Source organism: Pseudomonas sp. RV120224-01b (assembly GCF_003208145.1).
In the GTDB taxonomy this organism is placed as follows: domain Bacteria; phylum Pseudomonadota; class Gammaproteobacteria; order Pseudomonadales; family Pseudomonadaceae; genus Aquipseudomonas; species Aquipseudomonas monteilii.
Window position 1 is genome coordinate 88945 of record NZ_QKMQ01000023.1, and the last position, 23505, is coordinate 112449.

General features: G+C 64.7%; 21 protein-coding genes. 15 read left to right on the forward strand and 6 right to left on the reverse strand.

What is annotated here, in order from left to right; translation table 11 throughout:
* Window positions 1–43: 43 nt before the first annotated feature.
* Genes N436_RS26450 through N436_RS26460 form a run of 3 tightly spaced genes read left to right on the forward strand, consistent with a single transcriptional unit; the run spans window position 44 to window position 5736 of the window.
* A complete protein-coding gene (locus tag N436_RS26450; protein ID WP_110742359.1) occupies window positions 44–1186 on the forward strand; it encodes a MexC family multidrug efflux RND transporter periplasmic adaptor subunit in 1143 nt (380 codons plus the stop codon).
* A gap of 15 nt (window positions 1187–1201) precedes the next feature.
* Complete coding sequence (locus tag N436_RS26455) at window positions 1202–4333, forward strand: efflux RND transporter permease subunit (RefSeq protein WP_110742360.1); 3132 nt, start codon at window positions 1202–1204, stop codon at window positions 4331–4333.
* Entirely contained in the window at window positions 4333–5736 is a 1404-nt protein-coding gene (locus tag N436_RS26460; RefSeq protein ID WP_110742361.1) for an efflux transporter outer membrane subunit, read from the forward strand. Before N436_RS26455 ends, N436_RS26460 begins: the two co-directional genes overlap by 1 nt.
* 107 nt (window positions 5737–5843) lie before the next feature.
* Here the strand turns inward: N436_RS26460 and N436_RS26465 are convergent, their stop codons facing one another.
* The 3 genes from N436_RS26465 to N436_RS26475 form a co-directional block, all read right to left on the reverse strand.
* On the reverse strand, window positions 5844–6401 hold the full coding sequence (locus N436_RS26465; protein ID WP_105947554.1) for a TetR/AcrR family transcriptional regulator: 558 nt from the start codon (window positions 6399–6401) through the stop codon (window positions 5844–5846).
* Window positions 6402–6608: 207 nt separating this feature from the next.
* Window positions 6609–8609 carry a U32 family peptidase gene (locus N436_RS26470; RefSeq protein WP_110742362.1) on the reverse strand — a complete coding sequence of 667 codons (2001 nt, stop codon included), beginning with the start codon at window positions 8607–8609 and terminating at the stop codon, window positions 6609–6611.
* Between the two features lie 121 nt (window positions 8610–8730).
* The gene (locus N436_RS26475) at window positions 8731–9111 is read right to left on the reverse strand and encodes a RidA family protein (RefSeq protein WP_003247927.1); all 381 of its coding nucleotides are present in this window, start codon (window positions 9109–9111) and stop codon (window positions 8731–8733) included.
* Window positions 9112–9248: 137 nt separating this feature from the next.
* Here N436_RS26475 and N436_RS26480 point away from each other — a divergent pair, with 137 nt between their 5' ends.
* Window positions 9249–9941: a tRNA (adenine(22)-N(1))-methyltransferase TrmK gene (locus N436_RS26480; RefSeq protein ID WP_105947670.1), complete on the forward strand. Its 693-nt coding sequence runs from the start codon at window positions 9249–9251 to the stop codon at window positions 9939–9941.
* Between the two features lies 1 nt (window position 9942).
* On the opposite strand, the gene N436_RS26485 is transcribed toward N436_RS26480, so the two are convergent.
* Window positions 9943–10203, reverse strand: a complete 261-nt coding sequence (locus N436_RS26485) for a DUF2790 domain-containing protein (protein ID WP_105947556.1) — start codon at window positions 10201–10203, stop codon at window positions 9943–9945.
* A gap of 126 nt (window positions 10204–10329) precedes the next feature.
* Here N436_RS26485 and N436_RS26490 point away from each other — a divergent pair, with 126 nt between their 5' ends.
* A complete protein-coding gene (locus N436_RS26490; RefSeq protein ID WP_110742363.1) occupies window positions 10330–11262 on the forward strand; it encodes a LysR family transcriptional regulator in 933 nt (310 codons plus the stop codon).
* Between the two features lie 166 nt (window positions 11263–11428).
* Here the strand turns inward: N436_RS26490 and N436_RS26500 are convergent, their stop codons facing one another.
* Window positions 11429–12580: an acyl-CoA dehydrogenase family protein gene (locus N436_RS26500; RefSeq protein ID WP_060496945.1), complete on the reverse strand. Its 1152-nt coding sequence runs from the start codon at window positions 12578–12580 to the stop codon at window positions 11429–11431.
* Window positions 12581–12596: 16 nt separating this feature from the next.
* Window positions 12597–13667 (reverse strand): enoyl-CoA hydratase/isomerase family protein, encoded by a 1071-nt coding sequence (locus tag N436_RS26505; RefSeq protein WP_105947558.1) that lies wholly within the window; start codon window positions 13665–13667, stop codon window positions 12597–12599.
* Between the two features lie 254 nt (window positions 13668–13921).
* Here N436_RS26505 and mdcA point away from each other — a divergent pair, with 254 nt between their 5' ends.
* The 10 genes from mdcA to N436_RS26555 form a co-directional block, all read left to right on the forward strand.
* Window positions 13922–15583: a malonate decarboxylase subunit alpha gene (mdcA, locus tag N436_RS26510; RefSeq protein ID WP_110742365.1), complete on the forward strand. Its 1662-nt coding sequence runs from the start codon at window positions 13922–13924 to the stop codon at window positions 15581–15583.
* On the forward strand, window positions 15583–16539 hold the full coding sequence (locus tag N436_RS26515; protein ID WP_110742366.1) for a triphosphoribosyl-dephospho-CoA synthase: 957 nt from the start codon (window positions 15583–15585) through the stop codon (window positions 16537–16539). The genes mdcA and N436_RS26515 overlap by 1 nt, the downstream gene beginning before the upstream one ends.
* A 1-nt stretch (window position 16540) precedes the next feature.
* Entirely contained in the window at window positions 16541–16840 is a 300-nt protein-coding gene (locus N436_RS26520; RefSeq protein WP_105947561.1) for a malonate decarboxylase subunit delta, read from the forward strand.
* Window positions 16833–17681, forward strand: a complete 849-nt coding sequence (locus N436_RS26525; protein WP_105947562.1) for a biotin-independent malonate decarboxylase subunit beta — start codon at window positions 16833–16835, stop codon at window positions 17679–17681. Before N436_RS26520 ends, N436_RS26525 begins: the two co-directional genes overlap by 8 nt.
* The gene (gene mdcE, locus N436_RS26530) at window positions 17678–18469 is read left to right on the forward strand and encodes a biotin-independent malonate decarboxylase subunit gamma (protein ID WP_105947563.1); all 792 of its coding nucleotides are present in this window, start codon (window positions 17678–17680) and stop codon (window positions 18467–18469) included. The genes N436_RS26525 and mdcE overlap by 4 nt, the downstream gene beginning before the upstream one ends.
* A gap of 1 nt (window position 18470) precedes the next feature.
* Window positions 18471–19085, forward strand: coding sequence for a malonate decarboxylase holo-ACP synthase (locus N436_RS26535; RefSeq protein WP_105947564.1), 615 nt, complete (start codon window positions 18471–18473; stop codon window positions 19083–19085).
* The gene (gene mdcH, locus N436_RS26540) at window positions 19082–20002 is read left to right on the forward strand and encodes a malonate decarboxylase subunit epsilon (protein WP_105947565.1); all 921 of its coding nucleotides are present in this window, start codon (window positions 19082–19084) and stop codon (window positions 20000–20002) included. The genes N436_RS26535 and mdcH overlap by 4 nt, the downstream gene beginning before the upstream one ends.
* Window positions 20003–20067: 65 nt before the next feature.
* Window positions 20068–20490, forward strand: a complete 423-nt coding sequence (gene madL / locus N436_RS26545; RefSeq protein WP_110742367.1) for a malonate transporter subunit MadL — start codon at window positions 20068–20070, stop codon at window positions 20488–20490.
* 2 nt (window positions 20491–20492) lie between these two features.
* Window positions 20493–21257, forward strand: coding sequence for a malonate transporter subunit MadM (gene madM, locus N436_RS26550; RefSeq protein ID WP_110742368.1), 765 nt, complete (start codon window positions 20493–20495; stop codon window positions 21255–21257).
* A 377-nt stretch (window positions 21258–21634) separates the two neighbouring features.
* Window positions 21635–23505, forward strand: a 1871-nt coding sequence (locus N436_RS26555; RefSeq protein ID WP_305887907.1) for a T6SS effector BTH_I2691 family protein, incomplete at its 3' end; no start/stop codon positions are given.

Here is a 23505-nt window from a genome sequence, read left to right on the forward strand (position 1 = left end):
CCTATCATCCGGGCCGTTTTTCCATCTCAAGCTCGGGTGAATCATGAGCAACTTGCGTGCAATAGGAATGGCCAGCTGCCTGGCGGCGGCAGTCGTCCTGGCCGGCTGCGGCGATGCAGAAGCGCCGCCGTCTGCGGCCCAAACGGCCTTTCCGGTGCAGACCGTTACGGTCGCCAGCGAACCATTGACCCTGGCGGCAACCCTGCCGGGCCGGGTCGAACCCATGCGGGTGGCCGAGGTGCGCGCCCGGGTAGCCGGCATCGTTCTGCACAAGCGCTTCGAGGAGGGCGCCGACGTCAAGGCTGGCGACGTGCTGTTCCAGATCGATCCTGCGCCATTCAAGGCCGCACTGGCCCGCGCCGAAGCCGATCTGGCACGGGCCCGGTCGGTGATGCTCGAAGCCCAGGCACGGGTGCACCGCTATGAGCCGCTGGTAAAGATCGAGGCCGTCAGCCAGCAGGACTTCGACACCGCCAGCGCCGACCTGCGCAGTGGCCAGGCCGCCGTGCGTTCGGCCCAGGCCGATGTCGAGACTGCGCGCCTGAACCTGGGCTACGCCACGGTCAAGGCGCCGATCTCTGGCCGTATCGGCCGGGCGCTGGTCACCGAAGGGGCACTGGTCGGGCAGGGCGACGCCACGCTGATGGCGCGCGTACAGCAACTGCACCCGATCTACGTCGATTTCACCCAGTCCGCTGCCGATGCCCTGCGCCTGCGCCAGGCGCTGAAGGACGGTGCGCTGGCCGCCGGTGACCGGCAGGCCCTGACGGCCCGGGTGGAAGGCACCGACTACGAGCGCCAGGGCGCGCTGATGTTCACCGACATCGCCGTGGACCGCGGCACTGGCCAGGTCACCCTGCGCGGTCGCTTCGACAATGCCGACGGCATCCTGCTGCCGGGCATGTATGTGCGCGTGCGCACCCCCCAAGGCACCGACAACCAGGCCATTCTGGTGCCGCAGCGCGCCATCCAGCGCGGTAACGACGGCGAGGCGCGGGTAATGCTGGTGGGCATTGGTGGGGTTGCCGAAGCACGCAGTGTGCGCACCGGCGCCATGCACGGCGCCCGCTGGCAGGTTACCGAGGGCCTGCGCCCAGGTGACCAGGTGATCGTAGGCAGCCCTGCCGGCCTGGCCCCGGGCATGCCGGTAACACCGGCCCCGGCGCAACAAGCCGCAGTGCGTTGAGGCGAGGGTAACGCGATGTCCAAGTTCTTCATCAAACGGCCGAACTTCGCCTGGGTCGTGGCGCTGTTCATTTCGCTGGCCGGGCTGTTGGTTATCCCTACGCTGCCGGTGGCCCAGTACCCCAACGTGGCGCCGCCACAAATTACCATTACCGCCACCTACCCGGGGGCCTCGGCCAAGGTGCTGGTGGATTCGGTCACCAGCATCATCGAAGAGTCGCTGAACGGCGCCAGGAACCTGCTGTATTTCGAGTCCACCAACAACTCCAACGGCATGGCCGAAGTGGTGGTCACTTTTGAGCCGGGTACCGACCCGGAGCTGGCTCAGGTCGATGTGCAGAACCGTCTGAAAAAGGCCGAAGCGCGCATGCCGCAGGCGGTGATCACCCAAGGCATCCAGGTGGAGCAGACCAGCGCCGGCTTTTTGCTGATCTATGCCCTCAGCTACAAGGATGGCGCAGGCCAGGCCGACACCACGGCGCTGGGTGACTACGCTGCGCGCAATATCAACAACGAGCTGCGCCGGGTACCGGGCGTGGGCAAGTTGCAGTTCTTCTCGTCAGAAGCGGCCATGCGCGTGTGGGTCGACCCACAGAAACTGGTGGGTTACGGGCTGTCTATCGACGACGTGAGCAATGCCATCCGCGGCCAGAACGTGCAGGTGCCGGCCGGCAGCTTTGGCAGCGCGCCGGGCAGCAGCCAGCAGGAACTGACCGCCACCCTGGCGGTGCAGGGCACGCTGGACGACCCGCAGGCATTCGGCCGCGTGGTGCTGCGCGCCAACCCGGACGGTTCGCTGGTGCGCCTGGCCGACGTCGCCCGCCTGGAAGTGGGCATGGAAAGCTACAACTTTTCCTCGCGCCTGAATGGCAAACCGGCGGTGGCTGGCGCCGTGCAGCTGGCACCGGGTGCCAATGCCCTGAAAACCGCCGAGCGGGTCAAGGAGCGCCTGGCCGAGCTAAGCGCGTTCTTCCCCGAAGGGGTCGAGTATTCGGTGCCCTACGACACCTCGCGGTTTGTCGACGTGGCGATTGAAAAGGTCATCCACACCTTGCTCGAAGCCATGGTGCTGGTGTTCCTGGTGATGTTCCTGTTCCTGCAGAACATCCGTTACACGCTGATCCCGTCGATCGTGGTGCCGGTGTGCCTGCTGGGTACGCTGATGGTGATGAAGCTGCTGGGCTTCTCGGTGAACATGATGACCATGTTCGGCATGGTGCTGGCCATTGGCATCCTGGTCGATGACGCCATCGTGGTGGTGGAGAACGTTGAGCGGATCATGGCCGAGGAGGGGCTGTCGCCGGCCGACGCCACCGTCAAGGCCATGGGGCAGGTGTCTGGCGCGATCATCGGCATCACCCTGGTGCTGTCGGCGGTGTTCATGCCGCTGGCGTTCATGTCCGGCTCGGTGGGGGTGATCTACCAGCAGTTTTCTCTGTCGCTGGCGGTGTCGATCCTGTTCTCGGGCTTTCTCGCGCTTACCTTCACACCAGCCTTGTGCGCTACGTTGCTCAAGCCGGTGGCACCCGGGCACCATGAAAAGGGTGGCTTCTTCGGTGCCTTCAACCGTGGCTTTGCGCGGCTGACCGAGCGCTACTCGGTGATGAACAATGCGCTGGTGCGCCGTGCCGGCCGCTACATGCTGGTGTACGCCGGCCTATTGGCAGTGCTCGGTTACTTCTACCTGCGCCTGCCGGAATCCTTCGTGCCGGTGGAAGACCAGGGCTATGCGATTGTTGACGTGCAATTGCCGCCGGGGGCCAGCCGTGTGCGCACCGACGCGACCGGGCAAGCCCTGGAGCAGTTCCTGATGTCGCGTGAGGCGCTGGCGTCGGCGTTCATGGTCAGTGGTTTCAGTTTCTCGGGCATGGGTGAAAATGCCGCGCTGGCGTTCCCTACCTACAAGGACTGGTCTGTGCGCAGCGCCGCGCAATCGGTGGATGCCGAAACCCAGGCGATCAATGCGCAGTTCGCCGGTTACGGTGATGGCGCGATCATGGCGGTCAACCCGCCACCCATCGATGGCCTGGGTAACGCGGGTGGTTTTGCCTTGCGCCTGCTCGACCGAGGCGGCCTGGGCCGTGACGCCTTGCTGGCGGCACGTGACAAAGTGCTTGGTGAGGCCAACGGCAACCCGGTCATCCTCTACGCGATGATGGAAGGCCTGGCCGAGGCCCCGCAGCTGCGGGTTGACATTGATCGGGAAAAGGCCCGCGCCTTGGGCGTCACCTTCGAAACCATCAACAACACCCTGGCCACTGCCTTTGGCTCGGCGGTGATCAACGACTTCACCAACGCCGGCCGGCAACAGCGGGTGGTGGTGCAGGCCGAGCAGGGCGAGCGCATGACGCCAGAAAGCGTGCTGCGGCTGTACGCCCCCAACGCCGATGGCCAGCAGGTGCCGTTCAGCAGCTTTGTCAGCACCCACTGGGAAGAAGGGCCGGTACAGATCGTGCGGTACAACGGCTACCCGTCCATCCGTATTTCCGGCGATGCCGCACCGGGCTACAGCACCGGCCAGGCCATGGCCGAGATGGAGCGTCTGGTCAGCGAGCTGCCGCCGGGGATCGGCTACGCCTGGACGGGCCTGTCGTACCAGGAAAAGGTTTCCAGTGGCCAGGCCAGCAGCCTGTTCGCCTTGGCCATCCTGGTGGTGTTTCTGCTGCTGGTGGCACTGTACGAAAGCTGGGCGATCCCGCTGACGGTGATGCTCATCGTGCCGATCGGTGCGCTGGGGGCGGTGCTGGCAGTGATGGTCACCGGCATGCCCAACGACGTGTATTTCAAGGTCGGCTTGATCACCATCATCGGCCTGGCAGCGAAGAACGCCATCCTGATCGTCGAGTTCGCCAAAGAGCTTTGGGAGAAGGGCTACAGCCTGCGTGACGCTGCCATCGAGGCTGCACGCCTGCGTTTCCGGCCAATCGTGATGACGTCGATGGCGTTCATTCTCGGCGTGGTGCCCCTGGCCATCGCCAGTGGTGCCGGTGCCGCCAGCCAGCGGGCGATTGGCACCGGGGTGATCGGCGGCATGCTTAGCGCGACGTTGCTGGGGGTGGTGTTCGTGCCGATCTGTTTTGTCTGGGTGCTGTCGCGGCTCAAGCGCAAACCGGCGCAGCAGGCCCAACCTGCCGAGGTGCTGGAATGATGACCCTGCGTAATCTGTTGGTACCCTTTACCCTGGCGGTGCTGGCCAGCGGCTGTTCCCTGGCCCCCACCTACCAGAGGCCCGAAGCGCCGGTGGCCAGCCAGTGGCGCGATGAGGCCCACTTTCCGGGGCAGCAGGTGGGCCAGCTGGACTGGCAGGCGTTTATCGTTGACCCGACGTTGCGCCAACTGGTGAGCGCGGCGCTGGACAACAACCGCTCGCTGCGCCAGTCCCTGCTGGACATTGACCAGGCGCGGGCGCAATACCGCATCCAGCGTGCTGAGCGCATGCCGGGGTTGAGCGGCGTGGCGTCAGGTAACCGCCAGCACCAGCCTGCCACGCTGGCCAGCGAGGGCCGCGAAGGGGTTGCCAGTACGTATCAGGTCGGCCTGTCGCTGCCCGAATACGAAGTAGACCTGTTTGGCCGGGTGAAGAGCCTGAGTGATGCGGCGTTGGCGCAATACCTGGCTACCGAAGAAGCGGGCCGGGCGGCGCGTATCGCATTGATTGCCGAGGTAAGTCAGGCCTACCTGAGCCTCGACGGCAGCGAGCGGCGCCTGGCGCTGACCCGGCAGACCCTGGCCAGCCGCGAAGACTCGCTCGCGCTGATTGGCCAGCGTCGTACCGCAGGCACCGCCACGGCCCTGGACCATCAGGAGGCGCTTGGCCTGGTCGAGCAATCCCGCGCCGAGCAGGAGAGCAACCTGCGCCAGCAACGCCAGGCCTATAACGCGCTCGTGCTGCTGGTGGGCAACAGTGAGGTGACCAAGGCTTTGCCGACCGAGCGCCAAACCGCGCCGAGCGTGCTGCAGGACATCGTCCCCGGTGCGCCCTCGGCGCTGCTTGAGAGGCGTCCGGACATCCTCGCCGCCGAGCACCGCCTGCGGGCGCGCAATGCCGACATTGGCGCGGCGCGGGCGGCGTTCTTCCCGCGTATCAGTCTTACCGGCAGCCTGGGTACATCGAGTACCCAGGTGTCTGGGCTGTTTGACGGCGGCTCGCGCAGTTGGAGCTTCATGCCCCAGGTGTCGCTGCCCATCTTCGATGCCGGGCGCAACCGGGCGGGGTTGAGCCTGGCCGAAGCGCGCAAGGATTCAGCGGTAGCCGCGTACGAAGGAACAATTCAGCAGGCGTTTCGTGAAGTGGCAGATGCCCTGGCGGCCACCGATACCCTGCGCCGCGAGGAAGTGGCGCGGCGAACCCTGGCCGACACCAGCCGTGCCACCCTGGCCCTGGCCAAGGCGCGTTACGAGGGCGGGATCGATAGCCACCTGCGCTACCTGGATGCGCAGCGGAGTGATTTTGTGAACGAGGCGGCGTTTATCGAGGTAAGTACGCAGCGGCAGCTGGCGCTGGTGGACCTGTTCCGTGCCCTGGGCGGCGGGTGGCCTGAGCGCGGCTGACAACGGCTCCTTTGGTTGGATGATCCAACCGCTTTGGCCCCTGGGACTTGTGCTCAGGGGCCTTTTTTTTTGCTTGAGGCCACTCAGGGCCCTTGCCACCTTGGCTTTCAGGGCCTGGCCAGCGCGCCTTGCAGAAACAGCTGCTCCAACGCCTGTGCCGAATTGGCACTGGCGGCGCGCCCACGCCGCTCGGCATCGACCATGCCGTAGATCTGGGTGATAAACATCTCGGTAAACACGGCCGCGCTGATGTCGATACGCAACACGCCCATCTGCTGCGCGCGCAGGAAAAACGCATCCATCGCCTGGGTGTAGGCCAGCCAGCGGCGGTCTTCGCTGTCGCCCAGCAAGGTGTCGGGGCGGTACTGGAACATCAGGAACACCAGCATTTCGCGGTGCTTGAGGTGTTCGGCAATCAGGTGCCGCACGGCAGCCAAGGGCTCGGCGGTGTGCAGGGCGGCATTGTCGATCACTTGGTTGAGCACCTGTTCGCCGTGGTTTTCGAGCATGGTCACCAGGTTGTCGCGGGTGCCGCAGAAGCGGTGCAGGGTGGCTTTACTGACACCGGCGGTTTCGGCCAGCTCCTTCAGGGTGGCGCGGGGGTGAACCACGATGGCGTGGGCGAGGGCCTTGAGCAGGCGCTCGTCGTGGGGTGTGGGATGCATCGCTATGCCTCGCGTGGGTCGCATGGCAATTATTGTGCAGAAATCAGGTGGGGGATCAAGTGGAAAGGTCTCATATGAGACCTTTTTGTATCTTTCCGGGCCCTTTCGCGGCTAAAGCCGCTCCTACAGGGATTTTCACCGCTTCGAATGCTGTGATTTCCCTGTGGGAGCGGCTTTAGCCGCGAAGAGGCCCGTACAGATCGAAGATCAATGCGGCCCGCGCGGGATGGTTTTCAGCAGGTCTTCCGGGCTGATGTGCCCCACCACCTGGGCCACCGCGCTGCCTGGGGTAGGCAGGTCGATGATGTGGCTCTTCATCTTGCCGATCACATGCATTTCGCACGGTTTGCAGTCGAACTTCAGGGTCAGCACTTCGTCACCCTGAATCAGTTGCATCGGCGCCACCTTGGTGCGCACGCCGGTCACGCCTTTGGCCTGCTTGGGGCACAGGTTGAAGGAGAAACGCAGGCAATGCTTGGTGATCATCACCGGCACTTCGCCGTGCTCTTCGTGGGCCTCGTAGGCCGCGTCGATCAGTTGCACGCCGTGGCGGTGGTAGAAGTTGCGGGCCTTCTGGTTGTACACGTTGGCCAGGAACGACAGGTGCGACTCGGGGTACACCGGTGGCGGCGTGGTCTCGGCCTTGCGCCCGCCACGCGGATGCGCCTTGATACGCGCTTCGGTCAGTGCCTCGATGGCTTCACGGCGCAGGGCCTTGAGCTGCGAGTTGGGGATGAAGTACGCCTGCGGGGCGTCCAGCTGGATGCTGTCGGCGTGGTACAGGGTGGTACCCAGCTGGCCGAGCAGGTCATGCAACTGGTCCAGCGCCTGCTGCGGTTTGTTGGCCGCGCCGAACGGGCCATCCAGGGCCACCTGCACGCTCACGCCTTCTTCGCTGCTCAGGGTCAGCATCAGGCGCTGCTCGCGCAGTACCGCGTGCCACTCCACGCCGACCCGGCGCTCGGACGAGGTGCGTTGCAAGGCCTGCTGCCAGTTGTGGTCGAGGTTGCGCGACAGCGGGTGGTTGGGCCGCAGCTTGTAGAGGCCCTCGGGCATTTCGTTGGGCTCGACACGGTAGCGGTAGCGCGTGTGGCCGTCTTCCACGAATTCGCCGCGCGGCTCGGCGATGTTGGCACGGAAGCCCACCACTTCGCGCTTGACCAGCACGTTGAGGCCGTCGCCGTTGGTCAGCGGTACGTCGGTAACCACTTGCATGTCACGCTTGCCCACCTTTTCCACCACGCCCACCGGCAGGCCGGTGAAGGTTGGCGAGTCGAAGGCGCCGATATCGACTTTGCGGTCGGTGACGAAGTAGTCGGTACTGCCACGGTGGAAGGTCTTGTCCGGGTCGGGCAGGAAGAAGTGCTCGGTGCGGCCGCTGGATGCACGGGCATAAGCCGGGCGGCCTTCGAGGATGGCGTCGAGCTCTTTGCGGTAGTGGGCCGTGATGTTCTTCACATAGCCCATGTCCTTGTAGCGGCCCTCGATCTTGAACGAGCGCACGCCGGCATCGACCAGGTCGGCCAGGTTGGCGGTCTGGTTGTTGTCCTTCATCGACAGCAGGTGCTTCTCGAACGCCACCACGCGGCCTTGGTCATCTTTCAGGGTGTAGGGCAGGCGGCAGGCCTGCGAGCAATCGCCACGGTTGGCACTGCGGCCGGTTTGCGCGTGGGAAATGTTGCACTGGCCGGAGAAGGCCACACACAGCGCACCGTGGATGAAGAATTCGATGGCGGCGTCGGTTTCGGCGGCAATGGCGCGGATTTGCTGCAGGTTCAGCTCACGGGCCAGTACCAGTTGCGAGAAACCGGCCTGGTCGAGGAACTTGGCCCGTTCCAGGGTACGGATGTCGGTCTGCGTACTGGCGTGCAGCTCGATCGGCGGGATGTCCAGCTCCATCACCCCCAGGTCCTGCACGATCAGTGCGTCGACACCGGCGTCGTACAGCTGGTGGATCAGCTTGCGCGCCGGCTCCAGCTCGTTGTCGTGGAGGATGGTGTTGATGGTGGTGAACACGCGTGCGTGGTAGCGACGGGCGAACTCGACTAGTTCGGCGATATCGCTGACTTCGTTGCAGGCGTTATGGCGCGCGCCAAAGCTCGGGCCGCCAATGTAGATGGCATCAGCGCCGTGCAGGATCGCTTCACGGGCGATGGCCACGTCACGGGCAGGGCTGAGCAGTTCCAGGTGATTCTTTGGAAGGGACATGTCGTTATATTTTCGGGCTGTCACGGTAGGCGGGCATTGTAGCGGCGAAACGGGCTGGCGGCATCATCGGGGTGCCGGGAGGTGCAAGGTGGGAGCGCAGGCGGCTCCCACAAAGAGCAGGTCAGCGCTTGGCGGCCATTGCGGTCACTTCAACGCGCATACCTTCGAACGCCAGGGAGGCGACACCCACGGCGGCACGCACCGGCCAGGGCTTGCTGAAGAAGCGCTGATACACCTCGTTGAACGCGGCACGGTCGGCCATGTCGGTCAGGTAGATGGTCAGGTGCAGCACGCGGTCCATGCCGCTGCCGGCTTTCTCCAGCGCCACTTTCAGCGCCTGCAGGGTGCATTCGCTTTGTTCGACGATGCCGCCCAGTTCCAGGCTGCCATCGGCGTGGGTCGGGATCTGGGTGGTGACCAGCACGCCGTTGTATTCGGCGACGTCGGACGAAATCGACTCGGCGTCCGGGTCCGGGGTGTAGATGATGTCTGCGTTTGCCATGGTGTGTCTTGCCTTGCAACGGAAGGAAAGCGGCAAGCCTACGCGAGCGGGGCGGGCGGGTCGAGGGTGCCCCGGTGTTTGAAATGCGCGGCGTTCACCGTCAGAATCGCGCCCCATTGCAAAACCGGGGGTTTACGGTGAACGAACAGACTTTGTCCAGGCGCCTGGAGCGCGTGGCCGCCCATGTACCACAGGGCGCGCGCCTGGCCGACATTGGCTCGGACCACGGCTACCTGCCGGTGGCCTTGATGCTGCGGGGTGTGATCGAGGCCGGGGTAGCGGGGGAGGTGGCGCAGACGCCATTCGCCTCGGCCCAGCGTAATGTCCGCAGGAATGGCCTGGAAGGCCGTATCACCGTGCGCCTGGCCGATGGCCTGGCTGCAGTGGAGGCAGACGACCGCATTTCGGTGATCAGCATCTGCGGCATGGGGGGCGACACCATGTGCGACATTCTGCAGGCCGGCAAGCAGCGCCTTGCTGGCGTCATGCGCCTGGTGTTGCAGCCCAATGGCGCTGAGCGCGAGCTGCGCGAGTGGCTGGCGGGTAACGGTTACCGCATCGTCAACGAAGAACTGCTGCGGGAAAACCGCTTCGACTACGAAATCATCGTTGCCGAGCCCGGCGAGGCTGCGTACACCGCTGAACAGCTGTACTTCGGCCCGGTGCTGTTGCAGGAAAAAAGCGAGGCGTTTCGGGTGAAATGGCGGCGCATGCTGAAACAGAAGCAGCAAACCCTGGCCAACTTCGAACGTGCCCGTGATGCGGTGCCTCAGGTAAAGATTGACGACTTCAATCGGCAGGTGGGCTGGATCACCCAGGTGCTGGCCTGACTTACTGCTGTGAGCAGTTGCCCATTTCGCGGTAGTCCACTTCGCGTTTCTGGCCTTGATGGTCGACGTACACCATGTGCGCCGTGCCAACCTGGCAGTCGGCGGCATTGCTGGCCGGGGTAATGGAGATCACTTTGGCCACATCCAGCGGCATGCCGTACTCGTAATTGCTGCTCACAGGCTGGTTTTTGGCGGTATCGGCGAAGGCACCGAACGTGCTGAGGGCAGCGGCAACGGCAATTACAGCGATCGAACGTTTCATGGCAGGCTCCTTGTGTTCAATGTATGGCTAATGATGTATTCATTGGTGATCCACAATAAATGGGCTAAGCCGTGATAGATTCCTGCCTGTAACGCAAGAATAAGACTGAACAAGGAGCACACTGTCATGGACATGCTGCATGCCATGCGTACCTTCGCCCGTGTGGTGGAATGCGGCAGCTTCGCTGCAGCCGCCAATGCCCTGGACATCTCTGCGGCGCAGGTTTCGCGCATTGTCGCCGAGCTGGAAAACCAGCTGCAGACCCGCCTGCTGCACCGCACCACCCGGCGCCTGCGCATGAGCGAGGCCGGTGAGCGGTTTCTGGAGCGGGCGCGGCAGATCATGCTGTTGACCGAAGAAGCGGTGGGTGAGGCGCGTGGCGCGCACCTCACGCCTCGCGGCCACCTGCGTTTGCATTGCCCACACGGGCTGGGCCTGCTGTTGATGCCGCTGGTGGCGGGCTACAACGCGTTGTGCCCGGAAGTGGTGATCGAGCTGACGCTGTCCCAGCGCAACCCCGACCCGTTGGCCGAAGGGCACGATGTGGTGATTACCGTGGACGGTGCGCTGCCGGACTCACAGCTGATCGCTGTGCCGCTTGGCGATATTTTCAGTATCCCCTGCGCAGCACCCAGCTATCTGGAGCGGCATGGCGTGCCTGAACGCCCAGAAGACCTGCATGCGCATCGCTGCCTGCGCATGGCTTATCCCATGTATGAAGGCGACTGGGTATTCCCCCACGGTGTGGATCAGTGCGTGATCGCACCGCGTGACAATTTTTCCACCAACGTGGCCGATGCCATGCTGGTAGCCAGTGAGCTGGGCATGGGGATCGGCCTGCTGCCGTTCTATACCGCCAGCCAGGCCATCGAGCAAGGGCGCTTGTGCCGGCTGCTGGCGCCGTACCGCCTGCGCGAAAGTGCGCTGTACGCGATGTACCCGTCACGGCATTACCTGGATGCCAAGGTGCGGACCTGGATCGACTACCTCAAGGAGCAACTGCCGGCGCTGTTCGAGGGGCATGCGAAGGTGGTGGATGATGCGCGGTATTGGCGTTGAAACACTGATTTGCTGGTCTGAGTCGATTTCTTGTACCGCCTGCACTGGCCCTATCGCCGGCAAGCCAGCTCCCACAAGGTCTCCACTGGTCTTAAAGGAAGTGCAATTCCTGTGGGCGCTGGCTTGCCGGCGATGGGCCGCGCAGCGGCCCCAGTGTTCCAGCCAGTTACAGGGGATAGTGCTTCAACTCCCGCGCAATCAGCATGCGCTGGATCTCGCTCGACCCTTCATAAATCTGCGTAATCCGCGCATCCCGGTAGTACCGCTCCACCGGGTAGTCCTCCAGGTAGCCATACCCGCCATGCACCTGGATCGCCATCGAGCAGACCCGCTCGGCCATTTCCGAAGCGAACAGCTTGGCCTGTGACGCCTCCGACAGGCACGGCTTGCCGGCGCTGCGCAGGCGGGCGGCATGCAGGATCAGCAACCGTGCGGCATTCACCTGCACCTGCATGTCGGCCAGCAGGTTGGCGATGCTCTGGTGCTCGTTGATCGGCTTGCCGAACTGCACGCGGTCACGTGAGTACACCAGTGCCGCCTCGAACGCGGCGCGGGCGATGCCCAAGGCCTGGGCGGCGATACCGATACGGCCACCTTCCAGGTTGGACAGGGCGATGGCCAGGCCCTTGCCACGCTCGCCGAGGATATTGGCGGCAGGAATGCGGCAGTTGTCGAAGGTAACTGCGCAGGTATCCGAGGCACGGATGCCCATCTTGTGCTCGCTGCGGTCAACCTTGAACCCCGGGTTGTCGGTGGGCACCAGGAACGCCGACAAACCCTTCTTGCCCAGCTCCGGGTCGGTGACCGCGAAGACGATGGCCAGGCCGGCGCGGCGGGCATTGCTGACGAACTGTTTGGCGCCATTGATGACCCACTCGCCGTCGACCCGCTCGGCGCGGGTGCGCAGGTTGTGTGCCTCGGAACCTGCTTGCGGCTCGGTCAGGCAGAAGCAGCCGATCACTTCACCACTGGCCAGGCGCGGCAGCCATTGCTGTTGCTGGTCGGCAGTACCGTAAGCCAGCAACGGGCCGCAGCCTACCGAGTTGTGAATGCTCATCATCGCCCCGGTGGCGCCGCAGCCCGCGGCAATTTCTTCCACGGCCAGGGCGTAGGCCACGTAGTCGGTGTAACTGCCGCCGAAGTCCTCTGGCACCACCATGCCCAGCAGGCCCAGTTCGCCCATTTTGCGCACCACGCCATCATCGATCCAGCCGGCTTTTTCCCAGGCCTGGGCATGCGGGGCGATTTCGCCACGGGCAAAGTCCCGGGCCATGTCGCGGATCATGATTTGTTCTTCGCTCAGTTCCAGGTCTTGCATCTGTGTACTCCCGGGCTCACAGGCCTTCGAAGAATTGGTCGACCCGCTGTTGCTGCAGCGCGGCCAGGGTCGGCGGGTTCCAGCGGGGCTGCTTGTCTTTGTCGATGATCAGCGCGCGCACGCCTTCGATGATGTCGCCGTGCCGGAACCACTGGCGGTCCAGGTGCAGTTCCATGGCGAAGCAGTCGTCCAGGCCCAGGTGGCGGCCACGGCGCAACATCTCCAGCGTAACCGCCATGGCCAGCGGCGAGCGGCTTTCCAGCTGGTCGGCAGTGGCGACGGCCCAGGCATGGCTGTCGCCGATGCTCACCGCACGCAGCTGCTCGACGATGGCCTGCACGGTCGGCAGGGCGAAGAAGTGGTCGATGGCCGGGCGCAGTTTTTCCAGTGGCGCATCGCCCAGCGCCTGCGTGCCCAGCCTGGCCAGCAGGTTCTGCAGGTCTTTGAGCGGGTTGTCGCCAAAGCTCAACTGGTCCAGGCCTTGGTCAAGGGCGGCGAGTTGGTCGCTGGCCAGGTACCAGTCGGCCAGGCCGCAGTACAACGCGTCGGCCGCCTGGATTTGTGCGCCGCTGACGCCCAGGTAGGTGCCCAGCTCGCCAGGGATACGCGACAGGAAGTAGCTGCCACCCACATCCGGGAAATAACCGATGCCGACTTCGGGCATGCCGAGGCGGCTGCGCTCTGTAACCACGCGCAGGTCGCAGCCCTGGGCCAGGCCCATGCCGCCACCCAGGGTAAAGCCGTCCATCAGCACCAGCACCGGCTTGCGGTAGCGGTGGATGAGCAGGTCGAGGGCGTATTCTTCGACGAAGAAGGTTTCATGCAGCGTGTCGCCAGCTTTGAAGCTGTCGTGCAGCGAGCGGATGTCACCACCGGCACAGAAGCCCTTTGGGCCTTCGCCGCGCAGCACCACCGCGCGCACGTGCGGGTCTTCGGCCCACTGGTCCAGATGCTGGCGCAGGCTACGGACCATATCCAGGGTCAGGGCATTGAGGCCGGCGGGGCGGTTCAGGGTCAGGTGGCCGATCTGGTTGCGGACCTCGGCCAGTACATGCTCGGTTACCGAGGCTTGAGCGTGCGCAGTCATTGCGTTCTCCCTGCTTTGTTATTGATTTTCCAAGTGAAGTCTGGAGTTCGCTGGAGGATCGCAGGATCCTGTCATGCGAATTTGCCTTGCACAATCGACAATTATGCAGGGGCATCGTGCATTTTTGCTGTTGGCCAGTCGCCCAGCCCGGCAAATCATTAATCTGAGCGTAACGAACCCACCGGTAGCTTGATTGATCCGTCAGGCAACACAGCCCTAAGGTGACCCCACGACAGCGAACCCGTGGAGTCACCATGACAATAACGCAGAATCCACCGCCGCAATGGTCGCGGCGGCGTGCCGAAAAGCAGCGCCGCCTTGATCGGGTACGCCACCTCGCCGACGGCGTGGTGCTGCCCACCGAACGTATGGTCGAAGCCCTGGAGCTGTTGCTGGCCCCCGGCGACCGGGTGGTGCTGGAAGGCAACAACCAGAAGCAGGCAGACTTCCTCTCACGCTCGCTGGCCAAGGTCGACCCCGGGCGCCTGCACGACCTGCACATGATCATGCCCAGCGTTAGCCGCGCCGAGCACCTGGACCTGTTCGAACGCGGTATCGCCCGCAAGCTCGACTTTTCCTTTGCCGGCCCGCAGAGCCTGCGCATCGGCCAACTGCTGGAAGATGGCCTGCTCGAAGTCGGCGCCATCCACACCTACATCGAGCTTTACTCGCGGCTGCTGGTCGACCTGATCCCCAACGTCACCCTGGTGGCCGGCTTCATGGCCGACCGCGACGGTAACCTGTACACCGGCCCCAGCACCGAAGACACGCCGGCACTGGTAGAGCCGGCCGCCTTCAGCGACGGCATCGTCATTGCCCAGGTCAACCAGCTGGTGGACCGGGTGGACGACCTGCCACGGGTGGATATCCCGGCCTCCTGGGTCGATTTCGTGGTGGTCGCCGACCAGCCCTTCTACATAGAACCGCTGTTCACCCGCGACCCGCGCCATATCAAACCGGTGCATGTGCTGATGGCGATGATGGCCATTCGTGGCATCTACGAAAAACACCAGGTGCAGTCGCTGAACCATGGCATTGGCTTCAACACCGCCGCCATCGAACTGATCCTGCCCACCTACGGCGAGTCGCTGGGCCTGAAGGGCAAGATCTGCCGCAACTGGACGCTCAACCCGCACCCAACCTTGATTCCGGCTATCGAGACCGGCTGGGTGCAAAGCGTGCATTGCTTCGGCACCGAGCTGGGCATGGAGGACTACATCGCCCAGCGCCCGGATGTGTTCTTCACCGGGCGGGATGGCTCGATGCGCTCCAACCGCATGATGTGCCAGCTGGCGGGGCAGTACGCGGTCGACCTGTTCATCGGCGCCACGTTGCAGGTGGATGGCGATGGCCATTCCTCCACCGTCACCCGCGGCCGCCTGGCCGGTTTTGGCGGTGCACCGAACATGGGCCACGACCCGCGCGGCCGACGCCACGCCACCCCGGCCTGGCTCGACATGACGGTGCCGGACACAATGCTCGAACGCGGCCGCAAGCTGGTGGTGCAAATGGTCGAGACCTATCAGGAAGGCGGCAAGCCCACCTTCGTGGAAACCCTCGATGCCGTGGAAGTGGCCAAGAAGGCCGGGATGCCGTTGGCACCGGTAATGATCTATGGCGACGACGTCACCCACTTGCTGACCGAGGAGGGCATTGCCTACCTGTACAAGGCCCGCAGCCTGGAAGAACGCCAGCAGATGATTGCCGCCGTGGCCGGGGTCACCGCCATCGGCCTGCGGCATGACCCGAAAGACACCTTGCGCATGCGCCAGCAGGGCCTGATCGCCTTGCCCGAAGACCTCGGCATCCGCCGCACCGACGCCAGCCGCGAACTGCTGGCCGCGCGCAGCATCGCCGACCTGGTCGAGTGGTCCGGCGGCCTCTACAACCCGCCTGCACGGTTCAGGAGTTGGTGATGAACGCACACGACTTGCAACCGCATGTGCAGCTTCGCGAGCACGCTCGCTCCCACAGGGTCACTGCTGAACTTGATACTGGTGCGATCCCTGTGGGAGCGGGCATGCCCGCGAAGAGGCCAGCCCAGGCAACCCAAATCCCGCTGCATGACCACCTGGCCGACCTTGCCGTAGAAGCCTTGATCGACGAAGCCGACCTGTCCCCCAAACCCGGCCTGGTCGACCGCCGCAGCAACGGCACCCACCCCGACATGTCGCTGCCCCTGATGCACGCCTCGGCGCTGTCACTGTGGCCCTGCCTGCGGCAAATGGCCGAAGCTGCCCAAACCTTCGGCGAAATCAGCCAACCCCTGCGCGCCTCACTCGGCCAGCTAGGCCGCGAAGGCGAGGCCGCCATGCTCGCCACCACTGGCGGAGTAAACACCCACCGCGGCGCCATCTGGGCACTGGGCCTGCTGGTAGCGGCCACAGCCCTTGATACCCAGGCCGACGCCAGCACCCTGGCCGCCCGCGCCGGGCGCATCGCTTTGCTGGACGACCCGGCCTTGGTCCCGCAAGACAGCCACGGCCAGCAGGTCCGCCGCCGCTACGGCACCGGCGGCGCCCGCGAGCAGGCGCAACAAGGCTTCCCCGCCGTCATCGGCCACGGCCTGCCACAACTGCAACGCAGCCGCGCCGCCGGTGCCAGCGAGCAACATGCCCGGCTTGACGCGCTGCTGGCGATCATGGCCGTGCTCAGCGACACCTGCGTGCTCTGGCGCAGCGGCCCAGCCGGCCTGGCCACCGTGCAGCAAGGCGCGCTGGCCGTACTGGCCGAAGGCGGCAGCGCCACCCTGGCCGGGCGCCGGCAACTGCGCCAGCTGGACCAGCACCTGCTGCACCTGAACGCCTCACCGGGCGGCGCCGCCGACTTGCTGGCCGCCTGCCTGTTCCTCGACAAAGCCGGGAGCCTGTGACATGGAAACCCTGAATTTTCAATTTCCCGCCGCCGAACCGGGGCGTGGTCGCACGCTGGTGGGCTGCGTCAGCTCCGGCGACCTGGAAGTACTGATCGAGCCTGGCACTGCCGGCAGCCTGAACATCCAGGTAGTCACCTCGGTCAACGGCAGCGCTGCCCGCTGGGCGCAACTGTTCCAGCGCCTGTTCGAGGGCCGCGCCTGGCCGGCCGTGAACATCGACATCCATGACTTCGGCGCCACCCCTGGCGTGGTGCGCCTGCGCCTTGAGCAAGGCTTCGAGGAGATTGCCCATGACTGACACTGAACGCTTGCTGCAAAGCCGTAGCTTTGTCGAACTGGGTGCCCGCCAACGGGCGCGTGCCGTGCTCGACCCGGGCAGCTTCCGTGAATTGCTGGGGCCGTTCGATCGGCTGATGTCACCCTGGTTGCCGCGCCAGGGCATCGTGCCCCAGGCCGATGATGGCGTGGTGATCGCCAAGGGCCGGCTGAACGGGCGCCAAACGGTGGTAGCCGCCATCGAAGGCGGCTTCCAGGGCGGCAGCATGGGTGAGGTGGGCGGTGCCAAGATCGCCGGCGCATTGGAGCTGGCCATCGAAGACAACCGCAACGGCATCCCCACGTGCGCCGTGCTGCTGCTGGAAACGGGCGGGGTGCGCCTGCAAGAGGCCAACCTGGGCCTGGCAGCCATTGCCGAGATTCAGGCCGCCATTGTCGAACTGCGGGCCTGGCAACCTGTGATCGGCTTGATCGCAGGTTCGGTCGGCTGCTTTGGCGGCATGTCCATCGCGGCAGGCCTGTGCAGCCATTTGCTGGTCACCCGCGAAGCCCGCCTGGGCCTCAACGGCCCGCAAGTGATCGAGCAGGAAGCCGGCATTGGCGAGTACGACGCCAAGGACCGCCCCTTCATCTGGAGCCTGACCGGTGGCGAGCAGCGCCATGCCAGCGGATTGGTGGACGGCTATGTGGCCGACGACATCGATGCACTGCGCGAACGCTTGCTGCAATTGCTGGACGCACCTTCCAGAGATCGCGCCCGCCAGCATGTCTGGTTCCTGGACAGGCTGGCCCGGCTGGGCGATGACTGCCCGCAACTGGATGCCGCTGCCGTACGCGCTCTTTATCAAGGAGAAGCCCAATGAACCGTGCCCTGAACTGGCTGCCGGGCCTGGCCGGCGGGCAAGCGTTGCCCGGTTACCCCGCATCGTTGCGGGTGATCGATGGCGAACTGGACAACCGCCTGGCGCGCTTCATCGCCGTGGTGCCTGATGCTGAAAACCCGTTCCCCCGCGCACGCTCGGGCGAGGTCGGCCTGCTGGAAGGCTGGGGCCTGGCCAAGGCCGTGAGCGAGGCGGTGGCGGCTGACCGCAACGGGCAGAAGCGGGCCATTGTCGCGGTGATCGATGTACCCAGCCAGGCCTATGGCCGCCGTGAGGAGGCCTTGGGTATCCATCAGGCCTTGGCCGGTGCCGTGCAGGCCTATGCCCAGGCGCGGCTGGCCGGGCATCCGGTGATCGGCTTGCTGGTTGGCAAGGCCATGTCGGGTGCCTTCCTGGCCCACGGCTATCAGGCCCAGCGCCTGATCGCCCTGGACGATGAAGGCGTGATGGTGCATGCAATGGGCAAGGCGGCGGCGGCGCGGATTACCCTGCGCAGCGTCGAGCAACTGGAGGCCCTGGCCGCCGAAGTGCCGCCCATGGCCTACGACCTGGATAGTTACGCCTCGCTGGGCCTGCTGTGGCGTCGCCTGACCGTGGACAACGCCGAGGCGCCGAGCAGCGCCGACATTGTGCAGGTGCGTGCCTGCCTGGCCGAAGCGGTACGCGATATTGGTAGCTCGACTGACCTGTCGTCGCGGCTGGCGGGGGAAAACCGCAGTGCCTCGCGCCAGGTGCGCGAACAGCTGCGCCGCCAGTGGCAGGGCGCTTGAGATGAACGCGCCAAGGCCGCACGACCTGCTGTGGGGGATGCCCGTGTCGGGCTTGCCCACGGACGCGCCGCAGTGGGCGCTGGAGGTGTTGGCAAGCGGTCAGCCGGTGGTGGTGCGCCGTGCCACCTGTGAAGCGGGCTGGGTGGCGGTGGGGCTTCGCGGTCACGGCCGGGCGCAGCGGTTGGGTGCCTTGATGCGCCTGACCGATATCCAGCGTCAGCAAGGCCCTGAAGCGCTGCGCGTGCATGAGCAAAGCCCATGGCCTGCATTGCAGGCACTGGCTTCGGTCACACCGGTATTGCAGGCCCGTGGCTTGGCCTGGGGGCCGACGGGTGGGGTGGGGTACCAGCTTGCGACCGGCATTGAAGTGGTACACGCCGACAGTGACCTGGACCTGCTGTTGCGCACGCCACGACCGCTGGCCCGCGCCCAGGCGCGGGAGCTGCTGGATATCCTCGACTGCGCGCCGTGCAGTATCGATGTGCAACTGGAAACCCCGGCGGGTGCGGTCGCCCTGCGCGAGTGGGCCAGCTTTGCCCCCCGCGTGCTGCTCAAGTCGCCCCATGGCCCGCGCCTGGTCAGCGACCCTTGGGCCTTGATGGAGCATGTCGCATGAGCAGCCTGTTCGCCTTCCCCGGCCAGGGTGCCCAGCAGGTGGGCATGCTGCAACGCCTGCCTGAAGGTTGTGGGCAACTGCTGGAAGAGGCCAGCGATGTCCTCGGCCAGCAGGTGCTGGGCATGGATAGCCAGCAAGCCTTGCACAATACCCGCGCCGTGCAGCTGTGCCTGCTGCTGAGCGGCGTGGCCTGGGCGCGTTGGCTGATACAACGCAGCCCGGCACCGGATTATGTGGCGGGCTTGTCGATTGGTGCTTATCCGGCAGCGGTCGTGGCGGGTGCCTTGGGCTTTGCCGATGCCGTGCGCCTGGTCGCCTTGCGTGGCGAGCTGATGCAAGGTGCCTATCCGCAAGGTTACGGCATGACCGCGCTCAGTGGCCTGGACCTGGCCAGTGTCGAGCGCCTGCTGATTGAGGTGGGCGGTGAGGTATACGTCGCCAACCTCAACAGTGATAACCAGATTGTGATTGCCGGTAGCGATACGGCGATGGCTGAGGTGGCGACCAGGGCTCGTCGCCTGGGCCAAGGTGTGGCAAGGCGCTTGGCGGTCAGCGTGCCGTCGCATTGCCGGTTGCTCGACGGCCCGGCTGCGGAATTGGCCCGTGCATTCGCGACGGTCGAGCTCCAGCGGCCACGCATTACCTACCTCAGCGGCAGCAGCGCACGGCCGGTGTCCGACCCACAGCGCCTGCGCGACGACCTGGCCTGCAACATGGCGCGGGTGGTCGACTGGCGTGCTACGTTGCGCAACGCCTATGAACGCGGCGTGCGCCTGCACCTTGAAATACCGCCTGGCAGCGTACTCAGCGGGCTTGCCCGGCCCGTGTTTGAGCAGGGCAGGGTGGTGGCGGTGGAAGGTACCCGTTGGGACACCCTGGATGCGCTGCTGCGCCAGGAGGTGGCCGGCGACCGATGATGGCGGGTTTGCGGATGGCGAAGAACAACAACAAGCAACTTCGACACTACCTGAGGACAACAACAATGATCATCTATGGTGTGGCACTGCTGGCGGTCTGCACGCTGGCCGGCGTTATCGTCGGCGATTTCCTGGGCGTGCTGCTGGGCGTCAAATCCAATGTGGGCGGGGTCGGCATTGCCATGATCCTGCTGATCTGTGCACGGCTGTACATGCACCGCAACGGCGGCATGAGCAAGGAATGTGAATTCGGGGTGGGCTTCTGGGGAGCCATGTACATCCCGGTCGTGGTCGCCATGGCGGCCCAGCAGAACGTGGTCACCGCCCTGCACGGCGGGCCTGCGGCACTGCTGGCAGCGGTAGGTGCGGTGCTGGTGTGCGGCGCGACCATTGCCCTGATCAGCCGCAGCCATCGCGGCGAGCCTTTGCCTGCACTTGACCCCACCCCCGAAACCAGCACGCAAGTTGCCCCGGCAGGAGGTCGTTGAACATGTGGCCAATCATTGAAAATGCCCTGGAACACAACGGCCTGATCACTGCCTTTGCAGCGGTGGGCGCCATCATGTGGTTGTCGGTCGTGCTGTCGAAGTACCTCACCTTCGGCCGGGTGCACGGCTCGGCCATCGCCATCGTCATCGGCCTGGTGCTGGCCTGGGTAGGCGGCACCGTCACCGGGGGGCAGAAGGGCCTGGCCGACATGGCGCTGTTCTCCGGTATCGGCCTGATGGGCGGAGCCATGCTGCGCGACTTCGCCATCGTTGCCACGGCCTTCGAAGTGCAGGCCACCGAAGCGCGCAAAGCCGGCATGATTGGCGCAGTCGCGCTGCTGTTGGGCACAGTGCTGCCGTTCATTGTCGGTGCGGCGGTGGCCTATGCCTTCGGCTACCGCGATGCCGTGAGCATGACCACCATCGGCGCGGGCGCGGTGACCTACATCGTCGGGCCGGTGACCGGGGCGGCGCTGGGGGCGAGCTCGGATGTGATGGCGCTTTCGATTGCTACCGGGCTGATCAAGGCGATTCTGGTGATGGTGTTCACACCGGTGTCGGCGCGCCTGTTGGCGCTGGACAACCCGCGTTCGGCAATGGTGTTTGGTGGTTTGGCGGGGACCGTGTCGGGGGTGACGGCGGGGCTGGCGGCGACGGACCGGCGGTTGGTGCCGTATGGGGCGTTGACGGCTACCTTCCATACCGGGTTGGGGTGCTTGATGGGGCCGTCGATTCTGTACTTCTGCGTACGCGGTCTGGTCGGCTGAAGGGAAGCTGGCGCGATCGCTGTGGAAGCGGGTACGACCCTCCCACAGCGATCGCGCCAGCTTTCAGGTTTTGTGCAATACAGTTGCTCTCAAAGGGGATGTAACTTGCTGACGACCACTGCATGAGGCCAGCATTTATCAAGATGTTGCCCAGGAAATGTCTGGTAATTTTTCGAAGAGACAGATCCTACAGCTGTTTAGGAAGCCCCAGACTCCTTGAAGAATTGATTCCCCGATAGTGTTCGTGTCTTCAGCCCGCTGGAAGACAAGGACCCCTTCATGCCCGGCCCAACTGATACCCCTCTGTTGCTTGCTCGCTATTTCGAAGCGCACTGGTGCTGCCTGATCGATTCCCTTCGAAAAATCGGGAGGCGCTTATGACCCTCAGTCAACGTATCGCCATTGCGACAGCCGAAGCCGGGCTCCCTTCTGACCAGTGCATGGCCTGCGAACGGCAAGGTCTGCCGATCCTGCCCCTGCGCCGCGCCCTGGTGCCGGATACCCGCCCGCAGGGCCTCACCACTGTGGCCGGCAACCTGCATGTCTCGGCGAAGCTGGGCGTGCGCACCTTGCGCATGGGCTACCTGTACGTGCTGCTCGACCAGCAGGTCTGGCATGCCTACGAAGTGAGCGAGCAGGGCCATCTGCGCCGCTTCAACCCCTACGAACCGTCAGAGGGCCTGCCTGCATCGCTGCCCGAAAAATGCGTGAATGAAAACCACGACATTCCCTCGTCCTTCCTGAACATCGACACCGACCGCTATGGCAGCGCCTGGCTGGCCTTCTCCAGCGACCCTTGGCCGGTGAGTGTGCTGAATGCCTACAAGCAGGGCCAGGCGCCTGCCCATCGCTTCGAAGGGGTAGACCTGACCCAGGCGCGTAACAACCCCGAGTTGCTGGGCATCGCCATGACGCCCGACAACTTGCAGGTCGACAAGGAAGTGCTCGAATACGCGCAGCATGGGTGTTCGCCATTCGACAGTGCGCATGGCTTTCACACGCGCTGGCTGCGAAGGTTTGCCCTGAAGGGGTATCTGGTCAACGCGATGAACCGGCACACGCTGAACAAGGGCGTGCTGGCGGTGGTGCTGGACGATACCGTGGGTTTGATTCAGGAGTTCAACCATCAGCGGCTGAGCTGGGTGGTGAAGCGTCAGGTCTGGCGCGAAGACCCCATGCGGGCCTACCAGCTGCAGACCTCGCAAATCCTGCAAGTCATTCGCGCCACACACCGGGAGTGGGCGGCGCAGAAGGTGCCGTCGCTGGAGCCCGTGACCGGCGACGGACCACCGGTGTTCACCGACCCGACGGTGGAGCGCCAACGGTTGGTGGAGCGGGCACAGCTGGAGAGTGACGAGCGGCTTGAGGAACGCTACGACGAAGCGAAACGGGCAGCGTTCCAGGCCGAGTATGACCAGCAGGAAATCGAGTTTCAGGGTTACATCGACAAGAACGCGCGTGCTTATGTTGCGCTGTTCGACACGCCCATGTTCAAGGTGGCCGAGCAGTACGACTACGACGGCGATCATCGTGAGTCAGGCGTGGCGTATGCCAAGACCATGGCGCTGTGTCTGGGTGGCGGTATCACCGAAACGGTGACACCCGATGCGGCGCCTGCGGTCGGCACCAGCGAAACGCTCTGGCTGAAATGGCTACAGGACCCTGACAGTCCACCTTACCGCGCGTTGCTGATGCGCGACCGTGCGTTGTTGGCCGGGCTGCTGCCCAGCTTTTCCGCCACCGACGTGATCAACTGGAATGACAGCGACAAATTCTACGGCATGCTGAGCAAGGTCATCGGCAGCGATGACGCCGGTCTGCGCATGCGCAACACCCTCAAGCAGGCCATTGCCGAAACCCAGGGTGCCCTCAACGCCGCCAGCCAACGCCTGGCACCCCGAATGCCGCCAGGCATTCAGAACGCTGTGCGGCACCTGAACAGCGCGACGCAGTTTCTCTATAACGGCGTGCACCTGATAGAGCTGGAAGTGAAGATGAAGCTGGGCGAGTACTACGCCCTGCAAAGTGCCCACTTGCGCGAGTTGCAGCACAAGGCCAATGCCTCGATTGCCGAGGCCAGGGACCGGATGCATCGCAATATCGATGACTTCGACCTCCATTCAACCAAGGCCTGGAACAAGGTGCGGCCGATCATGCAGCACGGGCTGATGAGCCTGGCCGTGCTCGACCCACGGTTTACCCACACCATGATCAGCGTGACGGTGTGGGTGGAGGGTACGGCTGAAGA